At 70.0% G+C, this 17,766-nt stretch carries 16 protein-coding genes and 2 riboswitches; of the genes, 15 read left to right on the top strand and 1 reads right to left on the bottom strand.

What is annotated here, in order from left to right; genetic code table 11:
• Positions 1–116 precede the first annotated feature (116 nt).
• From DLJ53_RS18700 to DLJ53_RS18675, 6 genes are all read left to right on the top strand, one after another.
• Positions 117–2,606, top strand: coding sequence for a 2-oxoglutarate dehydrogenase E1 component (locus DLJ53_RS18700; protein ID WP_111348058.1), 2,490 nt, complete (start codon positions 117–119; stop codon positions 2,604–2,606).
• Entirely contained in the window at positions 2,603–3,256 is a 654-nt protein-coding gene (locus DLJ53_RS18695; protein ID WP_111348056.1) for an RraA family protein, read from the top strand. The genes DLJ53_RS18700 and DLJ53_RS18695 overlap by 4 nt, the downstream gene beginning before the upstream one ends.
• A complete protein-coding gene (locus DLJ53_RS18690; RefSeq protein ID WP_111348054.1) occupies positions 3,253–4,677 on the top strand; it encodes an FAD-binding oxidoreductase in 1,425 nt (474 codons plus the stop codon). Before DLJ53_RS18695 ends, DLJ53_RS18690 begins: the two co-directional genes overlap by 4 nt.
• A 110-nt stretch (positions 4,678–4,787) precedes the next feature.
• The gene (gene dctP, locus DLJ53_RS18685; protein WP_111348052.1) at positions 4,788–5,831 is read left to right on the top strand and encodes a TRAP transporter substrate-binding protein DctP; all 1,044 of its coding nucleotides are present in this window, start codon (positions 4,788–4,790) and stop codon (positions 5,829–5,831) included.
• A gap of 98 nt (positions 5,832–5,929) precedes the next feature.
• Positions 5,930–6,550, top strand: a complete 621-nt coding sequence (locus DLJ53_RS18680; protein ID WP_226581134.1) for a TRAP transporter small permease — start codon at positions 5,930–5,932, stop codon at positions 6,548–6,550.
• On the top strand, positions 6,547–7,953 hold the full coding sequence (locus DLJ53_RS18675; protein ID WP_111348050.1) for a TRAP transporter large permease: 1,407 nt from the start codon (positions 6,547–6,549) through the stop codon (positions 7,951–7,953). The genes DLJ53_RS18680 and DLJ53_RS18675 overlap by 4 nt, the downstream gene beginning before the upstream one ends.
• A gap of 266 nt (positions 7,954–8,219) precedes the next feature.
• Here DLJ53_RS18675 and DLJ53_RS18670 read toward each other — a convergent pair whose 3' ends face one another.
• Positions 8,220–9,374 carry a CaiB/BaiF CoA transferase family protein gene (locus DLJ53_RS18670; protein ID WP_111348048.1) on the bottom strand — a complete coding sequence of 385 codons (1,155 nt, stop codon included), beginning with the start codon at positions 9,372–9,374 and terminating at the stop codon, positions 8,220–8,222.
• A 266-nt stretch (positions 9,375–9,640) separates the two neighbouring features.
• Between DLJ53_RS18670 and DLJ53_RS18665 the strand changes: the two genes are divergently transcribed.
• The 9 genes from DLJ53_RS18665 (at position 9,641) to gcvPB (ending at position 17,643) form a co-directional block, all read left to right on the top strand.
• Positions 9,641–10,498, top strand: coding sequence for a MaoC/PaaZ C-terminal domain-containing protein (locus DLJ53_RS18665; RefSeq protein WP_111348047.1), 858 nt, complete (start codon positions 9,641–9,643; stop codon positions 10,496–10,498).
• 89 nt (positions 10,499–10,587) lie between these two features.
• Complete coding sequence (locus DLJ53_RS18660; RefSeq protein ID WP_111348045.1) at positions 10,588–11,589, top strand: NAD(P)H-dependent flavin oxidoreductase; 1,002 nt, start codon at positions 10,588–10,590, stop codon at positions 11,587–11,589.
• A gap of 70 nt (positions 11,590–11,659) precedes the next feature.
• Positions 11,660–11,761: riboswitch (glycine riboswitch) on the top strand.
• Between the two features lies 1 nt (position 11,762).
• Positions 11,763–11,854: riboswitch (glycine riboswitch) on the top strand.
• A gap of 53 nt (positions 11,855–11,907) precedes the next feature.
• The gene (gcvT, locus tag DLJ53_RS18655) at positions 11,908–13,029 is read left to right on the top strand and encodes a glycine cleavage system aminomethyltransferase GcvT (protein WP_111348043.1); all 1,122 of its coding nucleotides are present in this window, start codon (positions 11,908–11,910) and stop codon (positions 13,027–13,029) included.
• 1 nt (position 13,030) lies between these two features.
• Positions 13,031–13,399: a glycine cleavage system protein GcvH gene (gcvH, locus tag DLJ53_RS18650; RefSeq protein ID WP_111348041.1), complete on the top strand. Its 369-nt coding sequence runs from the start codon at positions 13,031–13,033 to the stop codon at positions 13,397–13,399.
• Positions 13,396–13,842: an NUDIX domain-containing protein gene (locus DLJ53_RS18645; RefSeq protein ID WP_111348039.1), complete on the top strand. Its 447-nt coding sequence runs from the start codon at positions 13,396–13,398 to the stop codon at positions 13,840–13,842. Before gcvH ends, DLJ53_RS18645 begins: the two co-directional genes overlap by 4 nt.
• 10 nt (positions 13,843–13,852) lie before the next feature.
• Entirely contained in the window at positions 13,853–14,257 is a 405-nt protein-coding gene (locus DLJ53_RS18640; protein WP_111348037.1) for a nuclear transport factor 2 family protein, read from the top strand.
• Positions 14,258–14,282: 25 nt separating this feature from the next.
• Complete coding sequence (gene gcvPA / locus DLJ53_RS18635) at positions 14,283–15,617, top strand: aminomethyl-transferring glycine dehydrogenase subunit GcvPA (RefSeq protein ID WP_111348035.1); 1,335 nt, start codon at positions 14,283–14,285, stop codon at positions 15,615–15,617.
• Positions 15,614–16,147, top strand: coding sequence for a DinB family protein (locus DLJ53_RS18630; RefSeq protein WP_111348033.1), 534 nt, complete (start codon positions 15,614–15,616; stop codon positions 16,145–16,147). Before gcvPA ends, DLJ53_RS18630 begins: the two co-directional genes overlap by 4 nt.
• A complete protein-coding gene (gene gcvPB, locus DLJ53_RS18625) occupies positions 16,144–17,643 on the top strand; it encodes an aminomethyl-transferring glycine dehydrogenase subunit GcvPB (RefSeq protein WP_111348031.1) in 1,500 nt (499 codons plus the stop codon). The genes DLJ53_RS18630 and gcvPB overlap by 4 nt, the downstream gene beginning before the upstream one ends.
• Positions 17,644–17,766 lie beyond the last annotated feature (123 nt).

Raw genomic sequence — 17,766 nt, 5'->3', positions numbered from 1 at the left:
ATCTCGTTCTGTTATCGCGACAACCTATAGCGCGGGCGAATCCGCGTTGACCGGCTTGCCTTCGGGATGCATCGATAGCCCAGAGAACAAAAAAGAAAATACAGGGTGGACCAACAATGTCGCGGGATCTGAGCCATCTCGCCGCCGGCGACCCCGGCGCGATCGAGGCGATGGTACGCGCCCAGCTTCCCGGTCCCGCCGAAATCCTCGTCGACCGCTATCGCCGGAGCGGATGGCTCTCGGCTCATCTCGACCCGCTGTCGCCCGCGCCGCAGCTCTCCCCGACGCTCGACCCGGCCGCATGGCCGACGCTCGAGGACCTCGCCGACCGGCTGGCGGCAATCTACTGCGGTACCCTCGGCTGGGAGTTCGGCCACGTCCAGGACGAGGCCCGGTTCCGCTGGCTGGCGACGGAGGCAGAGGCCGCCGAGCCGCTGCCGGCCGAGAGCCGCGCCCGCGCCGCCTTCCTCACCGCCGCGGGGGAGGCGTTCGAGGCGGCGACGCTGAAGCGCCTCCCGACCGTGAAGACCTTCGGCATGTCGGGCGCCGAGAGCTTCCTCGCGCTGGCCGACGCGGTGATCCGCTTCGGCGGCGCCGGGGAGGTGGTGGCCGGCGGGATGCACCGCGGCCGTCTCACCCAGCTCGGCCTCGTCTTCGGCAAGCCGCTCGCCCGGCTCGTCGCCGAGGCGAAGGGGACGCCGGACCTCGATCCGACCGTCGGCGCCTTCTCAGACGTGCCCTACCACCTCGGTTACGAGGGCGAGCGGGACGACGGGGTGCGCGTGTGGGTCGCCCCGCACCCGTCGCACCTCTCCGTGGTCGCTCCGGTCGCGACCGGCTACGCGCGCGGACACGGCGCCGCCGGCGGCGCCGCGGGCGTCCTGCCGCTGATGCTCCACACGGACGCCGCATTCGCGGGGCAGGGCGTCAACATGGAGCTGATGCAGCTCTCCGGCCTGCCGGGCTACACCGTCGGCGGCACCGTCCACCTCGTCCTCAACAACCAGGTCGGCTTCACCACCGGCGCCGGGGAGGCCCGGACCGCGCGCACGTCCGCCGACATCGCCAAGCTGGTCGAGGCGCCGATCCTGCACGTCAACGGCGACGACCCGGACGCGCTCCTCCGCGCCGCCCGCGCCGCCGCGCGCTACCGCGCCCGGTTCGGCTCCGATATCGTCGTCGAGGTCGTCACCTACAGGCGCCGCGGCCACAACGAGATGGAGGAGTCGCGCTTCACCCAGCCGCTCCAGCAGGCGGCCATCGACGCGCTGCCGCCCGTCTCCGAGCGCTACGTCGCCGCCGGCGCGCCGCGCCCGGACCTCACCGCCTTCCGCCTCGCCCTCAACGCCGCCTTCGAGGCGACCCCGGCGATCCCCAACGACGCCCGCGACGCATCGGGTCTGTCCGCCGACATCGAGGCGCGGATGGCCGGGCCCGTCACCACCGGGGTCGCGCGCGAGACCCTCGCCGAGCTCATCGTGCGTCTCACCGCTGCGCCGGAGGGCTTCGCGCTTCACCCGCGCGTCACCCAGTTCCTCGAGCGCCGGGTCGACATGGCGAGCGGGGAGCGCCCGGTCGACTGGGCGACGGCCGAAGCGCTCGCCTTCGCGACGCTCCTCGCCGACGGCCACCCGGTCCGCCTCTCCGGCCAGGACACCGCGCGCGGTGCCTTCGCCCAGCGCCACCTCATCCTCGCCGACCAGAGGGACGGGCGGACCGAGAGCGTGCTCGCGCGCTTCGGCGAGGCGGAGGTGCTCAACTCGCCGCTGATCGAGAACGCCGCCCTCGGGTTCGAGTACGGCCTCTCGGTGGCGCGGCCCGATGCGCTCACCGTCTGGGAGGCGCAGTTCGGCGATTTCCTCAACGTGTGCCAGCCGATGTTCGACCAGTACGTCACCGGCGGCGAGGACCGCTGGCTCTTCCGCTCGCCCCTCGTCATGATGCTCCCGCACGGCTGGGACGGCGGCGGTCCGGACCACTCGACCGGCCATCTGGAGCGGGTGCTCGCCCGCTGCGCCCGCGGCAACATCGTCGTCGCCTCGCCGACGACGCCGGCGGGGCTCTTCCACATCCTGCGCCGCCAGCTCGCATGGCCCTGGCGCAAGCCGCTGGTCCTGATGACGCCGAAGAAGATGCTGCGCGCCGCCGGCTGCGTCAGCGCGCTCGACGCATTCGGCCCCGGAACGCAGTTCGAGCCCGTCATCGCCGAGGACGTCGCCGCGCCCGCCCGCGTCGTCGTCTGCGCCGGCAAGGTCGCGCTGACGCTCGCCGAAGCGCGCAAGGCGAGGGGGCAGGAAGGGGAGGTGGCGATCGTGCGACTGGAGCAGCTCTATCCATTCCCGGCCGCGGAGCTTGCCGCAGCGCTTGCCCGCTGGCCCGCGGCGGAGGTCGTCTGGGTGCAGGAAGAGCCGGAGAACCTCGGTGCATTCGCCTACGCGGACCGCAGGCTGGAGGCCGCGGCAGGCCGGCGCGTCCCGGGGATCTGCCGCCCCGCCGCCGCGTCGCCCGCCGTCGGCTGGGGCGCCTGGCACGCCGCGGAGGAAGAGCGCCTCCTCGCCGCCGCGCTCGACCTCGGTGCGTCCGGCGCGCGGGAGGCCGCGGAATGAGCGTTTCCGACGAGGTCCTCGAGGCGCTGCGCGAACTCGCGACGCCGACGCTCGCGAACGCGATCGACGTCGTCGGGGCCGGCGGCGTCATGGCGCCGGAGATCCAGGGCGTGGGGCCGGGCCTCAGGTGCGTCGGCCGCGCCATCACCGTGCGCGAGACCACTGGCCCGTTCGGCTCCTTCCCCGTGTCCGACTTCCGTGTCGGCGACTTCCTCGACATCGCCGGTCCGGGCGACGTCATCGTCGTCGCCAACGGCGGCGCACCCGTCTCCACCTGGGGCGGCATGGCCTCCTACGCGGCGACGGTGCGGGGGATCGAGGGGCTCATCGTCGACGGCGGCGTGCGCGACCGGGAGGAGATCCTGGAGTTCGGCTTTCCCGTCTTCTCCCGCCATGTCGTCCCGACGCCGGGCAAGACGCGCCTCAAGGTCGAGGCGATCGGCGAGCCGGTCGTGGCGGGCGGGGTGCATGTCGCGCCCGGCGATGTCATTGTCGCGGACGGCTCGGGCGTCGTCGTCCTGCCGGCGGCGGAGGCGGCCGAGATCGCCCGTCTCGCCACCGGCTATGCGGCGGACGACGCGCGCGCCATGATGGAACTGAAAGCCGGACTGTCCTTTCGCGACGCCTTGAAGAAATTCGCCAAGATATGAACATCCACGCCCCCGTCACCCTCGATGTCCTGAACCGCCTCAAGGAGGCCGCGGGCCCCGGCGGCTGGCTCGAAGGCGCCGACACCGAGCCCTATTCCGTCTCGTGGCGGGACAACTGGGTCGGCAAGACGCCCCTGGTCCTGCGCCCCGATACCACGCAGAAGGTTGCCGACATCGTCCGGATCTGCGCCGAGACGGGGACGCTCCTCGTCCCGCAGGGCGGCAACACGGGCCTCACCGGCGGCGGCCAGCCGCGCATCAGCGGCGACGAGGTCGTCCTCTCGATGTCGCGCATGCGCAAGGTCCGGGAGGTCGATCCCCTCAACGACACGATCACCGTGGAGGCCGGCGTCACGCTCCTCGAGGTGCAGCAGCAGGCGGCCGAGGTGAACCGCCTGTTCCCGCTGTCCCTCGCGGCGGAGGGCACCTGCCAGATCGGCGGCAACCTCGCCACCAACGCGGGCGGCGTGCAGGTCCTGCGCTATGGCAACGCCCGCGCCCTGTGCCTCGGCCTCGAGGTCGTCACCGCGGACGGGGAGATCTGGGACGGCATCCGCGGCCTGCGCAAGGACAACGCCGGCTACGACATGAAGCAGATCTTCATCGGCTCGGAGGGGACGCTCGGCATCATCACCGCCGCCACGCTGCGCCTCTTCCCGCGTCCTGTGGACCGCGCCGTCGCCCTCGTCGCGGTCCCCTCGCCGACGGCGGCGGTGGAGCTGCTGGCGCGTCTGCGCGGCTCCCTTGGCGAGCTGCTGTCGGCGTTCGAGCTGATGAACGAGAACACGTTCATCTTCGCGAACCAGGCCATGGGTCACGCCGACCCGCTCCCCGGCGCGGGCTGGCGCGTCCTCCTGCAGGCCGACGGGCCGGAGAGCGAGCCGCCGCTCTCCGAACGCGTCGAGGCCGCCCTCGGCGCGGTTCTGGAGGACGGGCTCATCACCGACGCGGTCATCGCCTCGTCAGAGGCCCAGGCCGCCGCGCTCTGGCGCATCCGCGAGGAGCAGGCCGAGATCCAGCAGCGCATCGGCGCCGGCGTGAAGCACGACGTCTCGGTGCCCGTCTCCTCGATCGACGCGTTCGTGGCCGAGGCGGACGCGGCGCTCAGGGCCGTCTATCCCGGCATCCGCCAGTGCACCTTCGGCCACGCCGGCGACGGCAACCTGCACTACAACCCGATCCGTCCCGAGGACTGGACCGACGCCGCGTGGAAGGCCGAGACCGACGCCGTCAACCGCATCGTCCACGACATCGTCATGAAGTACCGCGGTTCCATCACGGCCGAGCATGGTGTCGGACGATTGCGCCGAGACGAACTGCTGCGCGCCCGCTCCCCCATCGAGCTTAAGCTGATGCGCACGCTGAAGAAGGCGTTCGATCCCAAAGGAATCCTCAATCCCGGAAAGGTTTTGCCCGACTGACGGCCTCCCTTGATTCCTTCCCCCGGACGACGCACGATCGGTTCAACGGCCGACTAACGGCCGATCGAACCACGTGAGACGAAACAGTCCGCGGATTTGGGAGGAATATCATGACCGCAAGACTCGGGAGCCGAGCGGCCGCACTCGCGCTGGGCGTTGCCCTGTCGGTCGGCGTGTCGAGCGCGAACGCGCAGACCGTCGACGGCCCGTCCCTGTTCTGGAAGGTTTCCACCTGGGGCAACCCGCGCGCCTTCACCGCCGGCCTCGAGCACATGGCCGAACGCGTCAAGGAAGCGACCGGCGGCAAGTGGCAGATGCGCGTCTTCTACGGCGAGCAGCTCTCCAAGGCGAAGGAGAACCTCGACGGACTGAAGGCGAACGCCTTCGAGATCGCCACCTTCTGCAACTTCTACCACCCCGGCAAGAACCCGGCGCTGATGGTCACCACCATGCCGTTCCTGCCGGTGTCCTCGTACGACGACATGGCCCGCGTGCGCGCCGGCCTCTACGAGAACGACATCCTCAAGGACGAGATGGCGCAGTGGAACGCGCTCTACTACGCGTCGACCAACCTGCCGCAGTACAACGCCCTCGGCCGTGGCCCGGCGCCGAAGGACCCAACGGACTTCAAGGGAATGCGCGTGCGCGCCGGCGGCGGCATCGGCGACGCGATGGCCAAGCTCGGCGCCGTCGAGCAGACCATGCCGGCGACCGAGACCTACACCGCCCTGCAGCGCGGCACCGTCGACGCGGTCTTCCTGCCGTATACGTACGCCCACGCGTCCTACAAGCTGGACGAGGTCGCCGACTGGTTCACCGCCAACCTCTCGCCCGGCACGTCCGACTGCCCGATCGTCATCAACAAGAACGCCTACGACGCGCTGCCGCAGCAGTACAAGGACCTCCTCGCCGAAATCCAGCCGGAGCTTCTCGAGGTCTACCGCAAGGCCTACGACGAGGCGGACGCCAAGTTCCTGCCGCGCTTCCAGGAGCGCCTCGAGGAGATCACCTACACCGACGAGCAGCTCGCCGCCTTCCGCGAGGCCGCGGGCGAACCCGTCTGGCATGAGTGGGTCGAGGCCAACAAGGATCAGTTCGACGCCCAGGCCGTCCTCGACCTGACGCTCGAGCTCGCCGGCCAGAAGGGAAGCTGACCGCTTCCCGCACCGGATCCGAACGACGTGCGGCGCACGCGCGCGCCGCACGTCGGACCCCTGGCCCCGGGCGATCCGCCCGCAACCGGCGCTCGTGAATGACATCCACCGACATGCCCGCAGGTCGAGGCTCGCCCCTCGGCCCCCTCGACCGTGCCCTCGCCAAGCTCGAGGATCTCCTCAACATCCTCGCCGCCGTCACGATCTTCCTCGTCATGATCGTCACGGTGGCGGGGATCGTCGCCCGCCTGTCCGGCTCGCCCATCCCCGGCGCGCTCGACGTGACGGAGCTCTCCATCGCGATCTTCGCCTTCCTCGGCGCGGCCTACGCCCAGCGCCTCGCGGCCCATATCCGCATGGACATCGTCATCGACCGCTTCACCGGACGGCCGCGCTACCTCGTGGAGGCGCTGGCGACGTTCGCGGGATTCCTGCTGGTTCTCGTCCTCATCCGCTATAGCTGGGACTTCTTCCTGAACGCCTACACCATCGGCGACACCACCCCTGACGCCGACATCCCCACCTGGCCGGCCAAGCTCTGCGTGCCCATCGCCTTCACGATCTGGGCGATGCGCCTCGCGCTGGAGGTCGTCGGCTTCCTGCGCCTCGTCATCTGGCCCGACGCCGAGCCCGTCGCCGTCCCCAAGGTGATGACGCCCGCGGAGGAGGCCGCGCACGAGGTGGAGAGCCTCCGCGAGCACCAGGAGGACGCCCGATGAACTTCACCGCGCTCATCGAGGGCCAGCCGAACGCGATCTTCGGCATCGGCTACCAGGACCCGACGCTGGTCGGTGTCTACTGCATGATCCTGCTGATGATTCTCGTCGTCTGCGGCGTGCGGGTGGTGTTCGCCGCGGGCATCGCCGGGCTCGTCGGCCTCGTCGAGCTGATCGGCTGGGGCCCGGCCGCGGCGATGGTCGGGCAGATCCCGTATTCGAAGTCCGTCAGCTTCGTGCTGGGACTGCTGCCGATGTTCATCCTGATCGGCTATCTCGCCTTCCACGCCGGGATGACGAAGAGCCTCTTCCATGCCGCCAAGGTGTGGATCGGCTGGGTGCCGGGCGGCCTCGCCGTCGCCTCGGTCTTCGCCGCGGCCGGCTTCGCGGCGGTCTCCGGCGCGTCGGTGGCGACGGCGGCGGTCTTCTCCCGCGTCGCCATTCCGGAGATGCTGGCGGCGAAGTACGACAAGCGCCTCGCGGCCGGCGTCGTCGCCGCCGGCGGCACGCTCGCCTCGCTGATCCCGCCGTCGGCGATCCTCGTGATCTACGCGATCATCGTCGAGGAATCGGTCGGCGCGCTGCTGCTGGCGGGCTTCCTGCCGGGGATCTTCTCGGCGGTGATCTACGCGATCATCATCGTCGTGTGGTCGGCGACACACGAGGGGATCGGCCCGCCGGTGCGCGGCTTCACCTGGGGCGAGCGGATCCGCTCCACCTGGGGTCTCATCCCCATCGTCGCGGTCGTCCTCATCATCATCACGGCGATCTACGGCGGCTGGGCGACACCGACGGAAGCCGGCGCGCTCGGCGCGTTCGTGGTGCTGGTGGTCGCCGTCATCAACGGGATGCGCATCAAGCACCTGAAGGACGCCCTGATGGAGACGTCCAAGCTGGTGGTGATGATCTTCTCGCTGATCTGGGGCGTCCTGATCTTCGGGCGCTTCCTGGGCTTCTCCGGCCTGCCGGAGGCCTTCGCCAACTGGATCCTCGGGTTCGACACCGATCCCTACGTGATCCTCGCCTGCATCCTCATGGGCTACGTGGTGCTGGGGATGTTCATGGACGCGATCGGGCTTCTGCTCCTGACGCTTCCGGTCGTCTATCCGGCGATGATGGCTCTCAACGGCGGGCCGGACGTGCTTGCGGCGGACTCCGCCTTCGGCCTCTCCGGCGGTCAGGCCTCGATCTGGTTCGGCATCATCGTGGTGAAGATGGCGGAGGTCTGCCTCATCACGCCGCCCATCGGCCTCAACTGCTTCGTCGTCGCCGGCGTCCGGCCGGATATCGCCCTGTCGGACGTCTTCCGCGGCGTCGCGCTGTTCTTCGTCGCGGACATCCTGACGCTGATCCTCCTCATCATGTTCCCGCAGATCATCACCTGGTTGCCGGACCTGATGCGGTAGCGGGCGACGGGAGTGGCCGCTGCGACGAGCGGCGCCCTGCCGCGAAAGTGCGGGGGGCTCGGCCCCTCGCGCTCCGCCCTGCGGCGCCGATCGATGCCCGTTCGAGGGCATGCACCTCAATGGATCGGCGTCAGGCGCATCGGACCGGCGGGCGTTTCAGGCCCGCCGACCGCGCGGGACCCCGCCATCCGGAACCGAACGCCGGTTCCGGTCCTTGCCGGAGGAGATTCCGCGAAGCGGGGCGAGGCTCCCGCCTCGCGGGCGGGTCAGCCGGGGACCTTCGCGTAGCGCGACAGGACCTCTTCGGTGTGCTCGCCGAGGCGGGGCGGGGCGACCGGGGTCCGCGGCGGCGTGTCGGACAGGCGCAGCGGCGAGGCGACGAGGCGCAGCGTGCCGTGCTTGGCGTCGGGGATCTCCAGCACCACGTTGCGCGCGGCGATCTCCGGTGCGTCGAACACCTGCTCCACCGAGCGGACCTCGCCGCAGGGGACACCGGCCGTCTTGAGCCGCGCGATCCACTCCGCCGTAGGCTTCGTCGTGAAGATCGCGGCCAGCGGCGGGATCAGGTCGCGCCGGTTCAGCACCCGCTCGCGGTTCCTGATGAAGCGCTCGTCCTCGGCCATGTCCGGCCGGTCGATCACCATCGTGCACAGCTTGCGGAACTGGCCGTCGTTGCCCACCGCGAGGCACAGCGAGCCGTCCGCCGTGTCGAAGGTCTGGTAGGGCACCACCGTCGGGTGCGCATTGCCGAAGCGCTGGAAGCCGCCGCCGGTCTGGAGGTGCCCGGTCGCGACGTTGGCGAGGGCGGCCACCGCGCAGTCGAACAGCGAGATGTCGATGTGCTGGCCGCGGCCGGTCCGCTCCCGCGCGATCAGCGCCGCCAGGATGCCCTGCACTGCGTTCATGCCGGCGACGAGGTCGGTGATCGCGACGCCGAGCTTCATCGGGCTGCCGTCCGGCTCGCCGGTGATCGACATCAGGCCGCTCTCGGCCTGGATCACGAAGTCGTAGCCGGGTTCGGCCGCGCGCGGCCCGGTGCGGCCGTAGCCGGAGATGGACGTGTAGATGATCCGCGGGTTGACCTTGTGGATCGCCTCGTAGCCGATGCCCATCCGGTCGAGCGCGCCGAGGCGGAAGTTCTCGACCAGCACGTCCGCCTGCGCGGCGAGGGCGAGGATCGAGGCGAGGCCCTCGGGGCTCTTGAGGTCGACGGTCACCGACTTCTTCGAGCGGTTGGCGGCCATGAAGTAGGTGGATTCGCCGCCGATCTGCGGCGGCATCCAGCCGCGCGTGTCGTCGCCAGCGCCGGGCGCCTCGATCTTCCAGACCTCGGCGCCGAGGTCGGCGAGCGTCTGCGTGGAGGAGGGGCCGGCGAGGACGCGCGAAAGGTCCAGGACCTTGATGCCTTCGAGCGGATACATCCTATGCGCCCTTCGCCATCGCGAGGGCGGGGCCGCCGCGCCGGCGCACCGGGCGGGTCGGATGGGGGTGGGCGCAGTCCGTCAAGGCGTCTCTCCTCAAGGGCCGGTTCGGGGACCCGGCAATTTTCTTCAGACCTAAGGCGTCGGCGTTGCCGGGTGCAAGTCCCTGATGCATCCGGCACTCCGGCCTAGCGTCCCACCGATGGACGCGCTAGTTAATCCGTCGATTAACCTCGATCTCTATCCCCGACCCGGACCATCCCGCAATGCTCAATCCCGACACGCTGCTCGCCATCGACCTGCCCGAGGTCGTCCAGGAGGTCGGCTGGAAAGACTGCATCGTCTACAGTCTCGGCCTCGGCTACGGCTCCGACCCCATGGACGAGGAGGAGCTGAAGTTCGTCGACGAGACGAAGCTCCACGCGATGCCCGCCATGGCGAACGTCCTCGCCATGGCGCCGCACTGGATGAGCCGGCCGGGCACCACGGTCGACTACACGCGCATCGTCCACGGCGAGCAGTCGGTGCGGATCGTCCGTCCGCTGCCGACCGAGGCGACGCTGAAGGCCAAGACCGTGGTGGCCGACGTGATCGACAAGGGGAAGGGCGGGCTCATCGTCACCGAGCGCACCATCGTCGACGCGGCGACGGGCGAGCCCTTCGCGACCGTGCGCCAGTCGGCCTTCGCGCGCGGGCAGGGCGGGTTCGGCCGCGCCCAGACCACGCCGCCGCTCGCCGCGCAGGAGATGCCGGAGCGCGCGCCCGACCGGTCGGTGACCCTCGCGACATCGCCGGGGCAGGCGCTGATCTACCGCCTTTCGGGCGACTACAATCCGCTGCACAGTGATCCTGCGAGCGCCCGGCGGTCGGGCTTCGACCGGCCGATCCTGCACGGCCTCGCGACGTTCGGGATCGCCTGCCGGGCGCTGATGCTGACCCTTTGCGGCAACGACCCGGCGCGCGTGCGCGGGCAGGACGGGCGGTTCTCGTCGCCGGTCTTCCCGGGCGAGGCGATCGCGGTGGACATGTGGTCGCTGGAGCCCGGCGTCGCGGCGTACACGGCGCGGGTGCCGGCGCGCGACGCGACGGTCCTGACCAACGGGCGGTTCGAGTACGCGGCCTGATCGGTCGCGCGATCGGTGCCTAAGCACGGGTCTTGTCCTCGGGGCCCGAAGTGACGAGTATCGGGAAAAATTGCCGGGAGCGAAACGCAGTGCCATTCCGCGAAACGATCAAGTCGCTGAGGATCCCCGTCGTCGGGTCCCCGCTCTTCATCATCTCCAATCCGGACCTCGTCATCGCTCAGTGCAAGTCGGGGATCGTCGGCTCCTTCCCGGCGCTCAACGCGCGCGAGAAGGACGGCGAGCCGGCCATGCTGGAGGTTTGGCTCAAGCGCATCACCGAGGAGCTCGACCGGCACAACCAGGCGAACCCGGACCGCCCGGCCGCGCCCTATGCGGTGAACCAGATCGTCCACCGCACCAACAAGCGCCTCGAGCGTGACCTCGAGATCTGCGTGAAGTGGAAGGTCCCGGTATGGATCACCTCGCTCGGCGCGCGGGTCGAGGTGAACGAGGCGGCCCATTCGGTCGGCGCGACGGTGCTGCACGACGTCATCAACAACACCTTCGCCAGGAAGGCGATCGAGAAGGGGGCGGACGGGCTCGTCGCGGTGGCGGCGGGCGCGGGCGGGCACGCCGGCCGGCAGTCGCCCTTCGCGCTGGTGCAGGAGATCCGCCAGTGGTTCGACGGGCCGCTCGTCCTGTCGGGTGCCATCGCGCGCGGCGATTCCGTGCTGGCGGCGCTGGCGATGGGGGCGGACGCGGCCTACATCGGCTCCGCGTTCATCGCCACCGAGGAGGCGAACGCGGTCGACGGCTACAAGCAGATGATCGTCGACGGCGCAGCGGACGACATCGTCTATTCGGACCTCTTCACCGGGGTGTGGGGCAATTACCTGAAGTCGTCCATCTCGGCGGCGGGGATGGACCCCGAGAACCTCCCGACCAGCGACCCGTCGGCGATGAACTTCGGCTCCGGCTCCTCCAAGCCGAAGTCGTGGTCCGAGATCTGGGGCTCGGGGCAGGGGATCGGCGCAGTGGACCGCGTCGTCCCGGCGGCGGTGCTGATCGACCGCCTCGCCGCCGAATATGCCGCCGCGCGCCGGCGCCTGCTGGGCGAGGAGCCCGCGGCGAGGTCCGTCGCCGCCGAGTGAGGCGCGCGCCGGTCGAGTTGGGGGCGGCGCCGGGGTCAGCTTGACTTTCCCGGCGCAACAATCATTGTTTGCTCGACACGCGGGAGAGACCGAGGCTTCGTCAATGGCGAAGTCGCGGCGCCGAAGGAGCAACGGCCCGGAAACTCTCAGGCAAAAGGACCGCGCGTCGACGACATTCTGGAAAGCGACGGCGGCAGCCGTCCACCGAAGGAGTAGCCGTTCCCGCTTGCGGGGCGGGAAATCTCTCAGGTGCCATGACAGAAGGGCAAGATGTCCGGCAACCGCCGGGCACCCTGAGTCATGGGCTAGGAGAATGGCGTGGCCGAACACTCGACCGAGACGCTCAAGGTTACCCCGCTTGTGGACGTCCACAAGGCGGCCGGTGCCCGCATGGTGCCCTTTGCCGGGTACCTCATGCCGCTGCAGTACAGCGGGATCATCGCCGAGCATGCGGCGTGCCGCGAAGGGGCCGGCCTCTTCGACGTCTCGCACATGGGCCAGCTCCGCCTCGACGAGAGCGAGCCCGGCGCCGCCGCCGCTTGGCTGGAGCGCCTGACCCCGTCCAACATCGCCGGCCTCGGCGAGGGCGCTGCACGCTACTCCGTCCTCACCAACGAGGCGGGCGGCGTCGTCGACGATCTCATCATCACCAACATGGGCGACCACCTGCGCGTCGTGGTGAACGGGGCGCGGCGCGAGGCGGTGGCCCACCACTTCGCCGAGCATGCCGACCCCAGGGTGACGGTGACCCCGCTCGACCGCGCGCTGATCGCGATCCAGGGTCCGGCGGCGGAGGCGGCGCTCGCGCCCTTTGTCGACGTCGACCTCTCCGCGCTGACCTTCATGAAGGCCGTCTACGGGACCGCGTTCGGCGCCGACGCGATGATCTCGCGCTGCGGCTACACCGGCGAGGACGGCTTCGAGATCTCCGTACCCAACGAGGTGGCCGCCGAGGCCTGGACCCGGCTCGCCGCCGACGAGCGTGTCGCCCCCGTCGGCCTCGGCGCGCGCGACACGCTGCGCCTGGAGGCGGGGCTGTGCCTCTACGGCCAGGACCTCACCGAGGAGATCAGCCCGGTGGAGGCCGACCTCGGCTTCATCATGCCCAGGCGCCGGCGCGAGGAGGGCGGGTTCCTGGGCGAGGAGCGCATCCTCGCCGAGCTCGCCGACGGGCCGAACCGCAAGCGCGTCGGCCTCGCCGTCGACGGGCGCGTCCCGGCCCGCTCCGGCGCCATCCTCCAGATCGACGACCTCGACGTCGGCATCGTCACCTCGGGCGGTGTCGGGCCGACCGTCGGTGCGCCCATCGCCATGGGCTACGTCGACACCCAGTTCGCCGGGATCGGCACGAAGCTTGCCGCGATCGTGCGCGGGAAGCCGGTACCGGTGACGGTCGCAGAGCTTCCCTTCGTACCATCGCGAGCCAAACGAAAGACGTAAGATGAAACGCTTTACCAAGGACCACGAGTGGATCGAGGAAGCCGATGGTCTCCTCATCGTCGGGATCTCGGACCACGCCCAGGAGCAGCTCGGCGACATCACGTTCGTGGAGCTGCCCGAGGTCGGCAAGACCGTGGCCAAGGGCGACTCGTTCGCCGTGGTCGAGAGCGTCAAGGCGGCGTCGGACGTCTACGCGCCGGTCGACGGCGAGGTCGTCGAGGTGAATTCCGCTCTCGACGAGAAGCCCGAGCTCGTCAACGAGGCGCCCGAGACCGGCGGCTGGTTCGCCAAGCTCAAGGCCGACGGGGTCGACCTGTCCGACCTGATGGACCGGGCGGGCTACGACGAGTACCTGAAGACGATCTCGTGACATCGCCCCGCCTCGCCGTCCGCGCGCTCATCGTGGAGGAGGGGCGCCTCCTCCTCGTCAACGCCTATCCCGATGGGCGGAGCGACCTGTGGTGTGCGCCCGGCGGCGGGGTGGAGGTGGGGGCGGACCTCGCCAGCAATTTGCGGCGCGAGGTTCATGAGGAAACGGGGCTCAGCGTCGACGTGGGCGGCCTCGCCCTCGTCAACGAGTTCCACAACCCGGACACGGGCTTCCACCAGGTGGAGCTCTTCTTCCGGGCGCGGGTCAGCGGCGGGCGGATCGACCCCGCCTGGCGCGATCCCGACGCCATCGTTACCGAGCGGCGCTTTTTCGCGCCGGATGAGCTGAAGGCCGTCCGCTTCAAGCCGGACAGCCTGCCCGCGATCGCCTTCGGCACCGTGCCGGAAGCACAATACGACCCATTGGAGCGCATGATCATTTGAGGAGCCGTCGATGACACCGACAGAGACTGTTCACGCCTTTTTCGATGCCTACTCCAAAGCCGACCTCGACGCGTCCTTCGCCCTCTTCCATCCAGAGGTGCACCACACCGCCGACAGCTACAACACCGTCTCGCGGTTCTGCGGGACGTGGGACGGGCTCGATGCCCTCCGTTCCCGCGTGCACGACATCATCGAACACTGGTCGTTCGAGACGTTCGCGCCGGTGAAGGTCGTGGCCCAGGGCGACGACGTGGCGGTCAAGGTCCACGCCGTCGGTGTCGAGAGGCACACGGGCCAGCGCATCGAGATGAACACGGCGCTGTTCTTCACGGTGCAGGACGGCCGGATCGTGGCCGTCGACGAAATCTTCGATTCCGCCCTCATCGAGCGGGCCATGGAACACCCGGCCGCCTGAACGGCGGGCTGATGAAGGAGACACGATGCGTTATCATCCGCTGACCGCCGACGACCGGGCGCTCATGCTGAAGAAGATCGGCGTTGCGTCCATCGACGACCTGTTCGCCGATGTGCCGGCCGGCAAGCTGTTCACCGAGCCGATGGACCTGCCTTCGGGGCAGTCCGAGATCGCGGTCGAGCGGGCGCTGTCGGCCATGGCGCGCAAGAACCACGCCGCCGGCGACGGACCCTTCTTCCTTGGCGCGGGTGCCTATCGCCATCACGTACCGGCGACCGTCGATCACCTGATCCAGCGCTCCGAGTTCCTGACCTCGTACACGCCCTACCAGGCCGAGATCAGCCAGGGCACGCTGCAGGTCCTGTTCGAGTTCCAGACCCAGGTCGCACGGCTCACCGGCATGGAGGTGGCCAACGCCTCCATGTACGACGGGTCCACCGCCGCCGCCGAGGCGGTCATGATGGCCGCACGCCTCACGAAGCGCGGCCGTGCGGTGGTGTCCGGCGGTGTCCACCCGCAGTACCGCGACGTGATCGAGACGGTGGCCGTCGGCGTCGAGATCGAGGCGATGCCGGCCGACCCCGCCGGCGCCGAGGACATCATTGCGAAGATCGGCAAGGACGTCGCCTGCGTCGTGGTTCAGTCGCCGTCGTTCTACGGGCACCTCGTCGACCTCGCGCCGATCGCCAAGGCGGCGCACGAGGCCGGGGCGCTGCTGGTCTCGGTCTTCACCGAGCCGGTGGCGCTGGGGGCGATCGAGCCTCCGGGCGCGCAGGGCGCGGACATCGTCGTCGGCGAGGGGCAGGGGATCGGCAATCCGCTCACCTTCGGCGGACCTTATGTCGGCCTCTTCGCGACGCAGAAGAAGCACGTGCGGCAGATGCCGGGCCGCCTCTCCGGCGAGACCGTCGACGCGGACGGCAAGCGGGGCTACGCGCTCACCCTGTCGACGCGCGAGCAGCACATCCGCCGCGACAAGGCGACGTCCAACATCTGCACCAACTCCGGCCTCTGCGCGCTGGCGTTCACGATCCACATGACGCTGCTCGGCGAGACGGGCCTGAAGCGCCTCGCCGCGCTCAACCACGAGCGCGCCTGCGCCACGGCCGACGCGCTCGCCCGCGTGCCGGGCGTGACGGTCCTCAACGACACCTTCTTCAACGAGTTCACGATCCGCGTCCCCGGTGATGCCGCGGCGGTGGTCGAGACGCTCGCCGGAGAGGGGATCATCGCGGGGCTTCCCGTGTCGCGGCTCGACGCCGCCGCGCCGGGCGACCTCATCGTGGTCGCGGCGACCGAGCTCTCCACGGACGAGGACATCGCCGCGCTCGCCAAGGGGCTGGAAGGGGCGATCGGATGATCGACCCCGTGGCGCCATATCGCGCCCTGGCGGCCAACAACGCGTGGGCGAACCACGTCCTCCTGAGCGCCTGCGAGGCGCTCCCGGACGAGGACTTCGCGGCGGAGCGGACGGGGTTCTTCCCCTCGCTGCGCGCGACGCTCAACCACATCCTGAGCGTCGACCGCTACTACCTCGACGTCCTGGAAGGCGGCGCCGAGGGTTACGCTGTTCGCGATGACGTGGACTATCCGAGCGCCCGCGCCCTCAAGGCGGCGCAGGCCGAGCAGGACACCCGGCTCACCGCCTACTGCGGCGGGCTGAGCGCGGACGACCTCGCCCGCGATATTGCCACGGACCGGCGCGAGGACGGGGTCATTCAGGAGAACGTCGCTGCGCTGCTCCTGCATCTCTTCCAGCACCAGATCCATCACCGCGGCCAGGCGCACGCGATGCTGTCCAGCACCGCCGTCGCCCCGCCGCAGCTCGACGAATTCTTCATCCGCTACGACCGCGCGCCCGACGCGGTGACCTACGGAGCCCCAAGATGACCTTCACCGGAAACCAGGCGCTTCGCATCCATGAGCCGCTGATCTTCGAGGTGGGCCACACGGAGGCGACCGGCGTCGACCTGCCGGAGCCGGCGCCCCACACCTCACGCCTCGGCAAGCAGGCCCGCAAGGCGCCCATCGACCTGCCGGGCCTCACCGAGCCGGAGACGATGCGCCACTACGTGCGCCTGTCGCGCCAGAACTACGCCATCGACCTCGGCATGTACCCGCTCGGCTCGTGCACGATGAAGCACAACCCGCGTCTCAACGAGAAGGCGGCGCGCTTCCCCGGCTTTGCCGACATCCATCCGCTGCAGCCGCTCTCCACCGTCCCCGGGGCGCTGGAGCTGATGAAGACGCTGTCGCACTGGCTCCTCGTGATGACCGACATGAAGGCGGTCGCGCTGTCGCCGAAGGCGGGCGCGCAGGGCGAGCTCGCCGGCATGATGGCGATCCGCGCGGCGCTGAAGGCCCGCGGCGAGGACCGCAAGACCGTGCTGGTGCCGGAATCGGCCCACGGCACGAACCCCGCGACGGCGGCCGCGCTCGGCTACAGGGTCGAGGGCATCAAGGCGCGCGAGGACGGGACGGTCAGCGTCGACGCCGTCCGCGAGAAGCTGTCGGACGACGTCGCCGCGATCATGCTGACGAACCCCAATACCTGCGGCCTCTTCGAGCCGGAGGTGGCGGCGATCGCCGACGCGATCCACGAGGCGGGCGCCTACTTCTACGGCGACGGGGCGAACTTCAACGCCATCGTCGGCAAGGCGAAGCCCGGTGCGCTCGGCGTCGACGCGATGCACATCAACCTGCACAAGACGTTCTCGACGCCGCACGGCGGCGGCGGCCCGGGCTCCGGCCCGGTGGTCCTGTCGGAGCGCCTCGCTCCGTTCGCGCCGGTGCCGTTCTTCCGGGGCGACGAGCTCGTGGAGCGGGTCGGCGACGCCCAGGGGGGCGAGATGCCGTTCGGCCGCCTCGTCGCCTTCCACGGGCAGATGGGCATGTACGTGCGTGCCATGGCCTACATGATGAGCCACGGCGCGGACGGCCTGAAGGAGGCCTCGGAGGACGCGGTCCTGGCCGCGAATTACATCAAGGCCTCGCTCAGCGACCTGATGAGCGTCTCCTTCCCGGACCGTCCGTCGATGCACGAGGTGCTGTTCGACGAGCGCTTCCTGAAGGGCACGGGCGTGACCACGCTCGACTTCGCCAAGGCGATGATCGACGAGGGCTTCCACCCGATGACGATGTACTTCCCGCTGGTGGTGCCCGGCGCGATGCTGATCGAGCCGACCGAGTCGGAGTCGCTCGCCTCGCTGGACATCTTCATCGCCGCCCTGCGCGACCTCGCGATGGCGGCCAAGCGCGGCGATACCGAGCGCTTCACCGAGGCGCCGAAGTACGCGCCTCGCCGCCGCCTCGACGAGACCCGCGGCGCGCGCAAGCCCGTCCTCACCTACGAAGCGCCGGAACCGGCCCGCGAGGCGGCCGAGTAACGGCGCCTCGAGGCCCCTCGATAGGCGGATACGGTCGACCGATCGGATTTGCCTATCTTGCGGGCAGGCCTATTTCGTAGGCATTTTTTGCCGGGAAGGGGTGGACGGGCCTTCGCCGTTCGG

This window comes from Acuticoccus sediminis (genome assembly GCF_003258595.1).
Classification (GTDB): Bacteria; Pseudomonadota; Alphaproteobacteria; order Rhizobiales; family Amorphaceae; genus Acuticoccus; species Acuticoccus sediminis.
The sequence above is the reverse complement of the archived record's forward strand: the minus strand, read 5'-3'. Positions and strand labels throughout refer to the sequence as shown.